The sequence below is a fragment of the Pseudomonas izuensis genome, assembly GCF_009861505.1.
GTDB classification, from domain to species: domain Bacteria; phylum Pseudomonadota; class Gammaproteobacteria; order Pseudomonadales; family Pseudomonadaceae; genus Aquipseudomonas; species Aquipseudomonas izuensis.
Genome location: NZ_WTFT01000008.1, coordinates 111,428 through 125,003 on the forward strand (window position 1 = coordinate 111,428; position 13,576 = coordinate 125,003).

Annotated in this window: 9 protein-coding genes and 1 pseudogene; 9 read left to right on the forward strand and 1 reads right to left on the reverse strand. The window is 61.6% G+C overall.

Annotated elements, in window-relative coordinates; all coding sequences use genetic code 11:
- Positions 1-203 precede the first annotated feature (203 nt).
- The 5 genes and pseudogenes from gap (at position 204) to GPL81_RS07525 (ending at position 5,712) form a co-directional block, all read left to right on the forward strand.
- Positions 204-1,205, forward strand: a complete 1,002-nt coding sequence (gene gap, locus GPL81_RS07510; RefSeq protein WP_096509362.1) for a type I glyceraldehyde-3-phosphate dehydrogenase — start codon at positions 204-206, stop codon at positions 1,203-1,205.
- Positions 1,206-1,351: 146 nt separating this feature from the next.
- Positions 1,352-1,816, forward strand: coding sequence for a methylglyoxal synthase (locus tag GPL81_RS07515; RefSeq protein ID WP_160106237.1), 465 nt, complete (start codon positions 1,352-1,354; stop codon positions 1,814-1,816).
- 509 nt (positions 1,817-2,325) lie between these two features.
- Positions 2,326-3,333 (forward strand): annotated as a pseudogene (locus GPL81_RS31935) (methyl-accepting chemotaxis protein); the annotation flags it as partial.
- Between the two features lie 102 nt (positions 3,334-3,435).
- Positions 3,436-4,191: a methyl-accepting chemotaxis protein gene (locus GPL81_RS31940; RefSeq protein WP_372237755.1), complete on the forward strand. Its 756-nt coding sequence runs from the start codon at positions 3,436-3,438 to the stop codon at positions 4,189-4,191.
- Between the two features lie 171 nt (positions 4,192-4,362).
- A complete protein-coding gene (locus tag GPL81_RS07525; RefSeq protein WP_160106241.1) occupies positions 4,363-5,712 on the forward strand; it encodes a CoA transferase in 1,350 nt (449 codons plus the stop codon).
- A 120-nt stretch (positions 5,713-5,832) separates the two neighbouring features.
- Here GPL81_RS07525 and GPL81_RS07530 read toward each other — a convergent pair whose 3' ends face one another.
- A complete protein-coding gene (locus GPL81_RS07530) occupies positions 5,833-6,696 on the reverse strand; it encodes a DNA-3-methyladenine glycosylase family protein (protein ID WP_160106243.1) in 864 nt (287 codons plus the stop codon).
- 126 nt (positions 6,697-6,822) lie between these two features.
- On the opposite strand from GPL81_RS07530, the gene GPL81_RS07535 reads away from it, so the two are divergent.
- The 4 genes from GPL81_RS07535 (at position 6,823) to GPL81_RS07550 (ending at position 13,553) form a co-directional block, all read left to right on the forward strand.
- A complete protein-coding gene (locus tag GPL81_RS07535; RefSeq protein ID WP_160106245.1) occupies positions 6,823-8,331 on the forward strand; it encodes a sigma-54-dependent transcriptional regulator in 1,509 nt (502 codons plus the stop codon).
- Between the two features lie 444 nt (positions 8,332-8,775).
- Positions 8,776-9,159, forward strand: a complete 384-nt coding sequence (gene gcvH / locus GPL81_RS07540; RefSeq protein WP_160106247.1) for a glycine cleavage system protein GcvH — start codon at positions 8,776-8,778, stop codon at positions 9,157-9,159.
- 11 nt (positions 9,160-9,170) lie between these two features.
- On the forward strand, positions 9,171-12,029 hold the full coding sequence (gene gcvP / locus GPL81_RS07545) for an aminomethyl-transferring glycine dehydrogenase (RefSeq protein ID WP_160106248.1): 2,859 nt from the start codon (positions 9,171-9,173) through the stop codon (positions 12,027-12,029).
- Positions 12,030-12,176: 147 nt separating this feature from the next.
- Positions 12,177-13,553 carry an L-serine ammonia-lyase gene (locus GPL81_RS07550; protein WP_160106250.1) on the forward strand — a complete coding sequence of 459 codons (1,377 nt, stop codon included), beginning with the start codon at positions 12,177-12,179 and terminating at the stop codon, positions 13,551-13,553.
- The last annotated feature ends 23 nt before the right edge of the window (positions 13,554-13,576 follow it).

The window sequence follows — 13,576 nt, forward strand, 5'->3', positions numbered from 1 at the left end:
ACGGATGTGGCGACCTGATTGTCTATGCTGATCAACAACCGTTGTCGATGGGATGACAGACGGCGTTTGTTGATCATTGGGACCAGTTGATTCAGGTCACTCGTTGTAGATTGAACAAAATATTGCCATTAAAAAGGCTTGTTTTCTATTTTTTTGCGAATAATCTTGTAATTCCAACAACAAAACGACGGCGGCGCTGACAAATGACTCTACGAATAGCAATCAATGGTTTTGGCCGCATTGGCCGTAACGTTCTGCGCGCACTCTATACCCAAGGCTATCGTCAGGATCTGCAGATCGTCGCCATCAACGATTTGGGGGACAGCGCGATCAACGCGCACCTGCTCAAGTACGACACGGTTCATGGCACGTTCGACGCCGATGTCCAGCATGATCAGGAAAGCCTCACGGTCAACGGCGACCGTATCTCCGTCAGCGCCATTCGCAATCCGGCCGACCTGCCCTGGGCCGCGGAAAAGATTGATGTGGTATTCGAATGCACCGGTCTGTTCACCGACCGCACCAAAGCCGCCGCGCATATTACGGCCGGCGCACGCAAAGTGATTATCTCGGCCCCGGCCAAGGGCGCCGACGCCACCGTGGTTTACGGGGTCAACCACGACATTCTGCGCCAATCGCACCAGATTATTTCCAACGCGTCGTGCACCACCAACTGCCTGGCCCCGGTGGCCCAGGTGCTCCACCGCGAACTGGGCATCGAAAGCGGTCTGATGACCACGATCCACGCCTACACCAATGACCAGCACCTGACCGACGTCTACCACGTCGATCCGTACCGTGCCCGTTCGGCTACCCAGAACATGATTCCGAGCAAGACCGGTGCGGCCGAAGCAGTCGGCCTGGTGTTGCCGGAACTGGCTGGCAAGTTGACCGGCATGTCGGTGCGCGTGCCGGTGATCAACGTGTCCCTGGTGGACCTGACCGTGCAGCTCAAGCGTGAAGCGTCGGCCGAAGAGGTCAACGAACTGCTCAAGCATGCCAGCCAGCACTCGAAGATCCTCGGCTACAACACCCTTCCGCTGGTCTCCAGCGACTTCAACCACAACCCGCTGTCGTCGATCTTCGACGCCAACCACACCAAAACCAGCGGCAAGCTGCTCAAGGTACTGGCCTGGTACGACAACGAATGGGGCTTCTCCAACCGCATGCTCGATAACTGCCTGGCGTTGTGTAACGCCGAATAAGCCTCGCCCCCCTTCCTGTAGGAGCGAGCTCTGCTCGCGATGGACTCAAGATCGCCGTGGGGTGTCAGGTTTCCCGCGTCATCGTTGACGACCATCGCGAGCAGGCTCGCTCCTACAAGTACGTATGATTTCCGGAGCAGCACCCGATGATCGGAATCACCTTTACCGAAAAGACCATCGCAGCGCGCAAGCGCATCGCCCTGGTCGCCCACGACCACTGCAAAGTGTTTCTGCTGGAATGGGCCGAGCGGCAGAAAGACAAGCTCGCGCAACACGAACTGGTGGCCACCGGCACCACGGGATTGTTATTGCAACAACGCCTCGACCTGCCCGTAGAGAGCATGATCAGCGGCCCGCTGGGCGGCGACCAACAGCTCGGCGGGCGAATCGCCGAGCAACGGGTCGACATGCTGGTGTTCTTCTGGGACCCCTTCGAACCGCAACCCCACGACCCGGACATCAAGGCATTGCTTCGCGTTGCGGCGGTCTGGAACATTCCGGTGGCGTGCAACGAATGCAGCGCCGACTACTTGCTCAGCAGTCCGTTGATGGATCAGGCGCACACGCACCGGATTCCAGATTACGCGACGTATTTGTCGGGGCGCAGTTAAGAAGCCGAGCGGGATGGGCCTGGGCAATCGGCCCTGAATTACACCGCGGTTTTTCTCGTTTTTTTCCGCTTTTCGGCACATTTTCCCCCGCAAACGTTCAACCATGACCGTTCGTCGGCATCGGCCTCATGCACCACATGCCGACGCCGATGTGCCATGAATGGCGCTGAATGGATTTGGCGTAACGAGTAGTTCCCGACTCCAGCCAACACCTCACCCATTCGCGAGTTCGCCCTATGTTCGACTCACTGTCCATCCGCCTGAAAACTGTCCTGCTCTCCGGTCTGTGCCTGCTCGGCGTAGTCACGTTGATCGTGGGCATGAACTTCTACCAGACCAACCAGAACGATGAATTGGTCAGCGCCTCCAGCCGCAAGATGCTCACCGAAAGTGTGCAAAACCTGTTGCAGGCCAAGGCGGCCGAGCAGTCGGTGCGGGTGCAGAAGACCTTCGGTGAGACCCTGACCGTGGTGACCGCGCTGGCGGATCAGATCAAGGACATGCGTGCCATGGCCGCCAAGCGCTCGCTCGAGCCCGGCGCCCTGCGTGAAGAGTTGAACCAGAGCCTGAAAACCGCTTTCGAGCGCAACGGCAAAGTGCTGGGTATCTGGCTGGCGTTCGAACCCAATGGCCTGGACGGCAAGGACAGTGAGTTCGTCAGTGACGCCGCCCGCCAGTCCAACGAGATCGGCCGATTCGCGACCTATTGGAGCCGTGCCGGGGGTGAAGCGCTCAACACGATCATGGTCGAAGAGGACATGACCAAAACCACCCTGAACCTCAGCGGCACGCCCTACAACGTCTGGTACACCTGCCCTCGGGACAGCAAGCGCACCTGTCTGCTCGACCCTTACGCCGATACGGTGGGCGGCAAGGAAGTGTTGATGACCACCATTTCCGTGCCGCTGCTGGTGGATGGCAAATCCATCGGCGTGGTCGGTATCGATATCGCCCTCGATGCCCTGCAAGCCGCGGCGGTCGACGCCCAGCGCGAGCTGTTCAACAGTGCCGGGCACATGTTGATTGTTTCCGGCACCGGTGTCATGGCTGCCTACAGTGTCGATGCAACGAAGGTCGGCAAAAGCATCGGCGATACTCTCGGCGCAGTTGGCAAGGACGCGCTGCAATTGCTGGGTGCCGGCGCACCGAAGGTGCTCGAACAAGGTGACCTGATCCGCGCGGTGTACCCGGTCAGCCCGATTGCCGACGCCAAGGCCTGGGGCGTGGTGATCGACCTGCCCAAGCAAGTATTGCTGGCCGACTCGGTGAAACTGCAGGCGGTGCTCGACGACGCCCGGCAAAGCGGCACGATCAAGGCAGTGGGTGTAGCGATCATCGCCGGGCTGATCGGTTTGCTGCTGATCTGGCTCACCGCCTCGGGCGTTACGCGGCCGATCAACAGCGTGGCCGACATGCTCAAGGCGATTGCCAGTGGCGACGGCGACCTGACCCAACGCCTGCACTACGGCAAAAAAGACGAACTGGGCGAGCTGGTCAGTTGGTTCAACCGCTTCCTCGACAAGCTGCAACCGACCATCGCGCAGATCAAGCAAAGCATCACCGACGCCCGCGGCACGGCCGACCAGTCTTCGGAAATCGCCCGCCAGACCAGCGAGGGCATGCAGGTGCAGTTCCGCGAAATCGACCAGGTTGCCACCGCGTCCAACGAAATGAGCGCCACCGCCCACGACGTTGCCAACAGTGCGTCGAACGCCGCCAATGCCGCCAAGGGCGCCGACCAGTCAGCCCGCGATGGCATGCAGATCATCGAGCGCAGTACCCGCGACATCAATCAACTGGCCGACGAAGTCAGCAAGGCCGTAAGTGAAGTGGAAGCACTGGCGGTGAACAGCGAGCAGATCGGTTCGGTGCTGGAGGTGATCCGCAGCATCGCCGAACAAACCAACCTGCTGGCACTGAACGCGGCGATTGAAGCCGCCCGTGCCGGTGAGAGCGGTCGCGGGTTTGCGGTGGTGGCCGATGAAGTGCGCAACCTGGCCAAACGCACCCAGGATTCGGTCGAAGAAATTCGCCTGGTGATCGAGCGCATCCAGTCCGGCACCCGCGGCGTGGTCGCCACCATGCATTCGAGCCAGACCCAGGCCCACAGCAACGCCGGACAGATCCAGCAAGCGGTCCAGGCCTTGAGCAAAATCAGCGACGCGGTCACCGTCATCAGTGACATGAACCTGCAAATCGCCAGCGCCGCCGAACAGCAAAGCGCCGTGGCCGAAGAGGTCAACCGCAACGTCTCGGCGATCCGCACCGTCACCGAAACCCTGACCGGACAGGCCACCGAATCGGCGCAGATCAGCAGCCAACTCAACAACCTGACGACCCACCAGATGAAACTGATGGATCAGTTCCGGGTGTAATGAACAACACAATACTGTAGGAGCAAAGCTTGCTCGCGATGGCGCCGGGTCAGGCCCCGCATGGTTGACTGTCACGACGCCATCGCGAGCAAGCTTTGCTCCTACAGGGGATTTCATCCGATCGACCCGGATTTTGATCTATGCTCGGGCTCTCGCTCCGGAGGGCCTTCGATGACTGATTTACTCACGTCCATTCAAGCCGCACTCGGCTTGCCGCACACACCAATCCCCTTCACTTCCACAGGTGCCCTGCCCTCGGCGTTTGCCGTCACGGACCTGGCCTGTGCCAGTATCGCCGTCGCCGGCCAGGCCATCAGTGAATTGTTGCACCAACGAACTGGACGCTTGCCCAGCCTCGAAGTCGACCGGCGCCTGGCGTCTTTCTGGTTCGCGAGTTCGATCCGTCCGTTGGGCTGGAGCGTTCCGCCACTGTGGGACCCCATCGCCGGTGACTATGCCGCCAAGGATGGCTGGATTCGCCTGCACACCAATGCCCCCCATCACCGCGCGGCCGCCGAATCGGTGCTGGGCGCCTGCGCTGACCGTGCAGGGATGGCGAGCAAAGTGGCGCAATGGGCCAAGAGCGATCTGGAGCAGGCCGTGGTCGATGCCGGTGGCTGCGCCGCCGAGATGCGCAGCCAGGAGCAGTGGCAGGTCCATCCACAAGGTCAGGCTGTGAGCGCCGAACCGTTGATTCAGTTCGCCGCCCACAATGGCCATAACACCAAACCCTGGCAGGGATCGGTGGCGCAGCCGCTGGCCGGGATCAAGGTGTTGGATTTGACCCGCGTACTCGCCGGTCCCGTCGCCAGCCGTTTCCTCGCCGGCCTGGGTGCCGACGTCTTGCGCATCGACCCGCCCACCTGGAACGAACCGGGCGTCATACCGGAGATGACGCTGGGCAAGCGCTGTGCTCGCCTGGACTTGCATGACACAACCGATCGCAGCGTGTTCGAAAGCCTGCTCAAGGACGCCGACATCGTGATCCACGGCTACCGCGCCGATGCTTTGGAAGGATTGGGGTACGGTGTCGGTGACCGGCAAAAACTGGCCCCCGGGCTGATCGACGTTTGCCTCAACGCCTATGGCTGGAGCGGCCCATGGCAGAATCGCCGCGGGTTCGACAGCCTGGTGCAGATGAGCAGCGGCATTGCCCAAGCAGGTATGCAGTGGAAAAAAACGGATAAACCGACGCCCCTTCCACTGCAAGCCCTCGATCACGCCACCGGGTACCTGATGGCGGCTAGCGCGATCATCTTGTTGGCAGAGCGCTTGCGCAGCGGACAAGGTGGTTCGGCACGGCTGTCGTTGGCGCGCACGGCGAAGTTGTTGATCGAGAATGGGACCGGTACCGGGCAGCCGTTGCGGGCAGAGGATGAAAGCGATCAGGGGATGCTGGTCGAACAGACACCTTGGGGGCCGGCGCATCGGTTGCAGGTACCACTGAAAATCACCGGTACGCCGTTGCAGTGGGCGATTGCCGCCTGCGAATTGGGCTCCCATCGCGCGCAGTGGTGGTGACCTTCCGGACGCCATCGCGGGCAAGCCATGCTCCCACAGTCGATCGTCTTCGCTCCTACTGTGGGAGCAAGGCTTGCCCGCGATGGCGTCAGTTCAATCAACACAAAAGCAGGGCCAGCCTCAATCCGACCGACTCAACGAAGTCCAAAGCAACTGCGCCGCATACCCCCGATACGGCCGCCACCCTTCAGCCCGCAACAACAACTGCCGCGCCGTCACGCCCGGCCCCTCAAGCGCTGTCAAGGCATTGATCAACCCCACATCCCCCGTGGGAAACCCATTCATCTCGCGCAACTGCCGCAGGGCAATGTATTGCGCCGTCCAGTCACCTATGCCGTACAAGGCCAGCAAGCGCGCCACACCGCCCTGCCGACCCGGCTCGAACAGCAACGGATCATCGAGCAATGCCTGGGCCACACCCGACAATGTGCGGCCACGGCTTTTCGGCATCCCCAGTGTTGCCAGGTCCGCTTGCGCCAACACCCCAGCCTCGGGAAACACGTGACTCAAGCCACCCTGCGGCGTGTTCAATGGCGCGCCATATTGCGCCACCAGCTTCCCCGCCAGTTTGATCGCGGCACCCACCGTAATCTGCTGGCCCAACACCGCGCGAATCGCCAATTCCAGTCCGTCCCAGGCCCCCGGCACACGCAGTCCCGGACGTTCGGCAATCAACCGCGCCAGCAGCGGATCAACCGCCAGATGCTGATGAATCGGGGGCAGGTCGGCATCCAGGTCAAACATCCGTCGCACTCGCGCGACGATCTCGGGCACGGCCGCCGGGTCGGGGAAGTCGAGTGTCAGCTCCAGTGAGTCCGCTGTCGCGGGCTTGATCGACAGGCTGCCGTGAGCACCTTTCAAGCCGATGCTGCGCGAGTAGACGCCGTCGACCACCGCCTCCATTCCGACAATTGCCCGCGCCGACAAAAAGCCGAGCATCGCCGGCCAGTCATAGGGTGGTTGAAATTTCAGTGACAGCTTCATAAACCCACGAGCCTTTTCATTCCCGGTGTGATTCGACAGCTCGGTGAATGTTACCCAAGATTTCACCAAACGCCCGCCCCAAGGCATACTTGCCACCCTCCGCACTCCAGAACCTGAAACCGCCCCATGCGTATCCACGTCAGCTTCATCGACCGCGTCGGTATTACCCAGGAAGTCCTGGCCTTGCTCGGTGGGCGCAATCTCAATCTGGATGCGGTGGAAATGATTCCGCCCAACGTCTATATCGATGCGCCGACCCTCAGTCCGGACGTCCTCGAAGAGCTGCGCGATGCGTTGCTCAGCGTGCGCGGCGTGCAGGCGATGACAGTAGTCGACATCCTGCCCGGCCAGCGTCGGCACCTGCAGCTCGATGCACTATTGGCGGCCATGACCGATCCGGTGCTGGCTTTAGACAGTGCCGGCAAGGTGCTGCTGGGCAATCCCGCGCTGATTGCCCTGTATGGCCGCGAACCGGCCGGTGAAAGCGTTGCCGACCTGTTCGGCGACCCGGCGCTGCTCGACACCCTGCTAGAACACGGCTTTCGCCTGCCTCTGCGGGAAATCACGGTGAACGGCCAGACGTTGTTGCTGGACGCCACACCGATCACTGACGCCGGCGCCCTGCTGACCCTGTATCAACCGAACCGCATCGGCGAACAGCTGTCGGCGCTGCACCACGACCACGCCGAAGGTTTCGATGCGCTGCTGGGCGAATCGCCGGTGATCCGCACGCTCAAGGTCCGCGCGCAACGGGTGGCGGCCCTTGATGCGCCGCTGTTGATCCAGGGTGAAACCGGCACCGGCAAAGAACTGGTGGCCCGGGCCTGCCACGCCATCAGTGCGCGGCACAGTTCACCGTTTCTGGCCTTGAACTGTGCGGCGCTGCCGGAGAATCTCGCCGAAAGCGAATTGTTCGGCTACGCCCCCGGTGCCTTCACCGGCGCACAACGGGGTGGCAAGCCGGGGCTGATGGAGCTGGCGAACCAGGGCACGGTGTTCCTCGATGAGATTGGCGAGATGTCGCCGTACTTGCAGGCCAAGTTGCTGCGCTTCCTCAACGACGGCAGTTTCCGCCGGGTCGGTGGCGATCGCGAAGTGAAGGTCAACGTACGCATTCTCAGCGCGACCCACCGCAACCTGGAAAAAATGGTCAGCGAAGGCCAGTTCCGCGAAGACCTGTTTTACCGACTCAATGTCCTTAATGTCGAAGTCCCGCCGCTGCGTGAACGCGGCCAGGACATTCTGCTGCTGGCCCGCTACTTCATGCAGCAAGCCTGCGCGCAGATCCAGCGCCCGGTGTGTCGCCTGGCGCCGGGCACTTATCCGGCCCTGCTGGGTAATCGCTGGCCGGGTAACGTGCGTCAGCTGCAAAACGTGATTTTCCGCGCCGCGGCCATTTGCGAAAGCAGCCTGGTGGACATCGGCGACCTCGACATTGCCGGCACGTCGGTGGCGCGCCAGAGCGACCAGGACATCGACAGCCTGGAACAGGCCATGGACGAGTTCGAAAAAAACCTCCTGGAAAAACTCTACGTCAGCTACCCCTCGACCCGGCAACTGGCGAGCCGCCTGCAAACCTCCCACACCGCGATCGCTCATCGATTGCGCAAGTACGGCATCCCCAACAAACCGTAAACGCTGATTTCCTCAACACCGCAGCTCCCTGTGGGAGCTGGCTTGCCAGCGATGGCGTCGGAACTTCAACATTTACGGTGACTGTCACTCCGCTATCGCGAGCAAGCCCGCTCCCACAGTGGCTTTGTGTTGCCTTCAGGTGTGCATCAAAAACGACCTCCACCTGTACTGAAAGCGCTACAGCGGAACGATATCGCTACACCCCTCCCCGATCACCGCCATGCAAGGCTTTGATCCACTTCAGCTTTTATCTTCACTTGCATCTGTAGCGATTTCGCTACAGCGAGGAAATCAACGGCCTCTTGAAATCATCGTATGTTGTTGATTTTTAACGATAAAAAAACTTTGGCCGTGTTCTTGCTTACTTACCTTTCATAAATCAGGGCAAATGCCCAAGCATTCAATCGCGTCCACCAGACGAGTCTGGCCCCTTAGGAGTTTTCCATGAGCGAATTGCGTTTTACTGAAGATCACGAATGGCTGCGCACCGAAGCTGACGGCACTGTCACAGTCGGCATTACCGCTTTCGCACAGAACGCACTGGGCGACGTGGTTTTCGTACAACTGCCGGGGCTGCAGTCCTACGACAAGGGCGCTGAAGCAGCCACCGTGGAATCGGTAAAGGCGGCCAGCGGCGTGTACATGCCTCTGGACGGTGAAGTGCTGGAAGTGAATCCGGCGCTGGACAGCAGCCCGGAACTGGTCAACGAAGACCCGCTGGGTGAAGGCTGGTTCTTCCGCTTCCAACCCGCTGACGCTTCGGCTGTCGCCAAACTGCTGGATCAGGACGCTTACGACCGTCTGATCAAAGCCCAAGCCGAAGCCTGAGGAGCACCGACATGACCCAGGTCAACCTGACTACCGCCAACGAATTCATCGCCCGTCACATCGGCCCGCGCGCCGGCGACGAGCAAGCCATGCTCAACAGCCTCGGTTTCGACTCCCTGGAAGCCCTGAGCGCCAGCGTCATTCCCGACAGCATCAAGGGCACCAGCGTCCTCGGCCTCGAAGACGGCCTGAGCGAAGCCGACGCCCTGGCGCTGATCAAATCCATCGCCAGCAAAAACCAGTTGTTCAAAACTTACATTGGCCAGGGCTACTACGGCACCCACACGCCGTCGCCAATCCTGCGCAACCTGTTGGAAAACCCGGCCTGGTACACCGCCTACACCCCGTACCAGCCGGAAATTTCCCAGGGCCGTCTCGAAGCGCTGCTGAACTTCCAGACCCTGATCAGCGACCTCACCGGCCTGCCGATCGCCAACGCCTCCCTGCTCGACGAAGCCACCGCCGCCGCCGAAGCCATGACCTTCTGCAAGCGCCTGAGCAAGAACAAGGGCAGCCACAAATTCTTCGCGTCCGTGCATTGCCACCCGCAGACCCTCGACGTACTGCGCACCCGTGCCGAGCCGTTGGGCATCGAAGTAGTGGTGGGCGACGAACTTGAACTGACTGACGTGACCCCGTTCTTCGGTGCACTGCTGCAATATCCAGCGAGCAACGGTGACCTGTTCGACTACCGCGAACTGACCGAACGCTTCCACGCCGCCAACGCACTGGTAGCGGTAGCCGCCGACCTGCTGGCCCTGACCCTGCTGACCCCACCGGGCGAATTTGGCGCCGACGTGGCCATCGGCAGTGCACAACGTTTTGGCGTGCCGCTGGGCTTCGGTGGCCCGCACGCTGCCTACTTCTCGACCAAAGATGCCTTTAAGCGCGACATGCCGGGCCGTCTGGTCGGCGTCTCCGTGGACCGTTTCGGCAAGCCGGCCCTGCGCCTGGCCATGCAGACCCGCGAACAGCACATCCGCCGCGAGAAGGCCACCAGCAACATCTGCACCGCGCAAGTGCTGCTGGCCAACATCGCCAGCATGTACGCCGTGTACCACGGCCCGAAAGGCCTGACGCAGATCGCCAATCGCGTGCATCACCTCACCGCGATTCTGGCCAAGGGCCTGAGCAGCCTCGGCCTGCAAGTTGAACAAGTCAGCTTCTTCGACACCCTGACCCTGAACACCGGCGCCAACACCGCCGCGCTGCACGAAAAAGCGCGCGCGCAACAGATCAACCTGCGCGTGGTCGATGCCGAGCGTCTGGGCCTGTCCCTCGACGAAACCAGCACCCAGGCCGACATCGAAACCCTGTGGAGCCTGCTGGCCGACGGCAAAGCGCTGCCGGACTTCGCCGCTGTCGCCACTTCAGTACAAAGCACCATCCCGGCCGCACTGGTGCGCCAGTCGCCGATCCTCAGCCACCCGGTGTTCAACCGTTATCACTCGGAAACCGAGCTGATGCGCTACCTGCGCAAACTGGCCGACAAGGACCTGGCGCTGGACCGCACCATGATCCCGCTGGGTTCGTGCACCATGAAACTCAACGCCGCCAGCGAAATGATCCCGGTGACCTGGGCCGAGTTCGGCGCCCTGCACCCGTTCGCCCCGGCCGAGCAAAGCGCCGGCTACCAGCAACTGACCGATGAACTGGAAGCGATGCTCTGCGCCGCCACCGGTTACGACTCGATCTCGCTGCAACCGAACGCCGGTTCCCAGGGTGAATACGCAGGTCTCCTGGCCATTCGTGCCTACCACCAGAGCCGTGGCGAAGACCGTCGCGACATCTGCCTGATCCCGTCGTCGGCCCACGGCACCAACCCAGCCACCGCACAAATGGCCGGCATGCGTGTGGTCGTCACCGCCTGTGACGCCCGCGGCAACGTCGACATCGAAGACCTGCGCGCCAAGGCCATCGAGCACCGCGAACACCTCGCCGCGCTGATGATCACCTACCCGTCCACCCACGGTGTGTTCGAGGAAGGCATCCGCGAAATCTGCGGCATCATTCACGACAACGGCGGCCAGGTGTACATCGACGGCGCCAACATGAACGCCATGGTCGGCCTCTGCGCGCCGGGCAAGTTTGGCGGCGACGTGTCGCACCTGAACCTGCACAAGACCTTCTGCATCCCCCACGGCGGTGGCGGTCCGGGTGTCGGCCCGATCGGCGTGAAATCGCACCTCACTCCTTTCCTGCCGGGCCACGCGCAAATGGCACGCAAGGAAGGCGCGGTCTGTGCGGCACCGTTCGGCAGCGCGAGCATTTTGCCGATCACCTGGATGTACATCCGCATGATGGGTGGCGCCGGCCTGAAACGCGCTTCGCAGTTGGCGATCCTCAACGCCAACTACATTTCCCGCCGCCTCGAAGAGCACTACCCAGTGCTGTACACCGGCAGCAACGGCCTGGTGGCGCACGAGTGCATCCTCGACCTGCGTCCATTGAAAGACAGCAGCGGCATCAGCGTCGATGACGTGGCCAAGCGCCTGATCGACTTCGGCTTCCACGCCCCGACCATGTCGTTCCCGGTGGCCGGCACCTTGATGATCGAGCCGACCGAAAGCGAATCCAAAGAAGAACTGGACCGCTTCTGCGACGCCATGATCCGCATCCGCGAAGAAATCCGCGCGGTGGAAAACGGCACCCTGGACAAGGACGACAACCCGCTGAAAAACGCCCCGCACACCGCGGCGGAGCTGGTCGGCGAGTGGTCGCACCCGTACAGCCGCGAGCAGGCGGTGTATCCGGTCGCTTCGCTGATCGAAGGCAAGTACTGGCCGCCGGTCGGTCGCGTCGACAACGTGTTCGGCGATCGCAACCTGGTTTGCGCCTGCCCGTCGATCGAAAGCTATCAAGACGCGTAAGAACTACGCTTAACCCTGTAGGAGCAAAGCTTGCTCGCGATGGCCGTTATGCGGTCTATCTGATGAACCGTGTCATCGTTCATCGCGGGCAAGCCTTGCTCCTACAGGTTCGGTGTGCTCCTCATAACAAGAAACCGGAGAACAACCATGTCGTTAAGCGTGTTCGACCTGTTCAAGATTGGCATCGGCCCCTCCAGCTCCCATACCGTCGGTCCGATGCGCGCGGCCGCGCGTTTCGCCGAAGGCTTGCGCCGTGAAGGGCTGCTGACGGCCACCACCTGCGTCAAGGTCGAGCTCTACGGCTCACTCGGCGCCACCGGCAAGGGCCACGGCAGCGACAAAGCGGTGCTGCTCGGCCTGGAAGGCGAACATCCGGATACCGTGGACACCGAAACCGTCGCCGCCCGCCTTCAAGCCATTCGCGGCAACGGGCGCTTGAACCTGCTCGGCGAACACAGCATTGCGTTCAACGAGAAAGAACACCTGGCGATGATTCGCAAGCCGTTGGCCTATCACCCTAACGGCATGATTTTTCGCGCATTCGACGCCGCGGGCCTGCAAATCCGCAGTCGCGAGTACTACTCGGTAGGCGGCGGTTTTGTCGTCGATGAAGACGCCGCCGGCGCCGACCGCATCGTCGAAGACGCTACTCCCCTGACCTTTCCCTTCAAAAGCGCCAAGGACCTGCTCAGTCACTGCGCCACCTACGGCTTGTCCATCAGCCAGGTGATGCTGACCAACGAAAGTGCCTGGCGTCCGGAAGCGGAAACCCGTGCCGGCCTGTTGAAGATATGGCAGGTCATGCAGGACTGCGTCGCCGCCGGTTGCCGTAACGAAGGCATTCTGCCCGGTGGCCTGAAGGTCAAGCGCCGGGCGGCCGCGCTGTATCGGCAATTGTGCAAGAACCCGGAATCGTCCCTGCGCGATCCGCTGTCGGTGCTGGACTGGGTCAACCTGTACGCCCTGGCGGTCAACGAAGAAAACGCCAATGGCGGGCGTGTCGTCACGGCCCCCACCAACGGTGCGGCCGGGATCATTCCGGCGGTGTTGCATTACTACATGCGCTTCATTCCCACGGCAAACGATGACGGGGTGGTGCGCTTTCTGCTGACTGCCGCGGCCATCGGCATCCTGTACAAGGAAAACGCCTCGATTTCCGGCGCCGAAGTCGGTTGCCAGGGTGAGGTCGGCGTGGCGTGCTCCATGGCGGCCGGGGCCTTGTGCGAAGTCCTCGGCGGCACGGTGCAACAAGTGGAAAACGCTGCGGAAATCGGCATGGAACACAACCTGGGCCTGACCTGCGACCCGATTGGCGGGCTGGTGCAAGTACCTTGCATCGAGCGCAATGCCATGGGTTCGGTCAAGGCCATCAATGCGGTGCGCATGGCCATGCGGGGTGACGGACAGCATTTCGTCTCCCTCGACAAGGTCATCCGCACCATGCGCCAGACCGGCGCCGACATGAAAAGCAAATACAAGGAAACCGCCCGTGGCGGTTTGGCGGTCAACATTATCGAGTGCTGATGTGCGCTCACCTGCATAAGCAC

Coding starts and splice junctions, on each gene's coding strand:
- GPL81_RS07535 (WP_160106245.1), top strand. CDS start 6,823: ATGCGTATCCACGTCAGCTTCATCGACCGCGTCGGTATTACCCAGGAA.
- GPL81_RS07515 (WP_160106237.1), top strand. CDS start 1,352: ATGATCGGAATCACCTTTACCGAAAAGACCATCGCAGCGCGCAAGCGC.
- gcvH (WP_160106247.1), top strand. CDS start 8,776: ATGAGCGAATTGCGTTTTACTGAAGATCACGAATGGCTGCGCACCGAA.
- gcvP (WP_160106248.1), top strand. CDS start 9,171: ATGACCCAGGTCAACCTGACTACCGCCAACGAATTCATCGCCCGTCAC.
- GPL81_RS07530 (WP_160106243.1), bottom strand. CDS start 6,696: ATGAAGCTGTCACTGAAATTTCAACCACCCTATGACTGGCCGGCGATG.
- gap (WP_096509362.1), top strand. CDS start 204: ATGACTCTACGAATAGCAATCAATGGTTTTGGCCGCATTGGCCGTAAC.
- GPL81_RS07550 (WP_160106250.1), top strand. CDS start 12,177: ATGTCGTTAAGCGTGTTCGACCTGTTCAAGATTGGCATCGGCCCCTCC.
- GPL81_RS31940 (WP_372237755.1), top strand. CDS start 3,436: ATGCAGGTGCAGTTCCGCGAAATCGACCAGGTTGCCACCGCGTCCAAC.
- GPL81_RS07525 (WP_160106241.1), top strand. CDS start 4,363: ATGACTGATTTACTCACGTCCATTCAAGCCGCACTCGGCTTGCCGCAC.